The sequence below is a fragment of the Roseovarius halophilus (ex Wu et al. 2025) genome (genome assembly GCF_047086965.1).
The window spans coordinates 1-444 of sequence record NZ_JBKOTX010000571.1; the positions used below are offsets into that span (position 1 = coordinate 1).

Consider the following 444-nt stretch of genomic DNA (forward strand, 5'->3'; position numbering starts at 1 on the left):
GAAGACCCGCCGCGCCCCGCCGTAGGGGACAAGGCGCACCTCGCGGGTCTGGCCCGGCTCGAAGCGCACCGCGGTGCCCGCGGGAATGTCCAGCCGCTGGCCGCGGGCGGCGGCGCGGTCGAAGTCCAATCCGGAGTTGGCCTCGGCAAAGTGGTAGTGGCTGCCCACCTGCACGGGCCGGTCGCCGGTATTGGCGACCTCCAGCACCGTGACCTCGCCGCCCGCGTTCAGGGTGATCTCGCCTTGGGCCGGGAACAGCTCTCCGGGGATCATTTGCGGCCCCGCCCGAGGGCGTAGCCGCCCGCCAGCGCCAGCAGCCCGACCAGCACCAGCCCGAGCGCGTCAATGCCATGCGGGTGCATGTGCGCGCCGGAATGGGCCTGCGCCAGGCTCGGCAGGATCAGCAGAAGGGGCAGAAGAAAACGCATGGGATCGGTCCTTTTT

The 444-nt window shown here is 71.2% G+C and carries 1 protein-coding gene; it reads right to left on the minus strand.

Going from position 1 to position 444, the window contains the following annotated elements:
• On the minus strand, nt 1-273 hold a 273-nt coding region (locus ACH107_RS33550), incomplete at its 3' end, for an urease subunit beta (RefSeq protein ID WP_412509892.1).
• Nucleotides 274-444 lie beyond the last annotated feature (171 nt).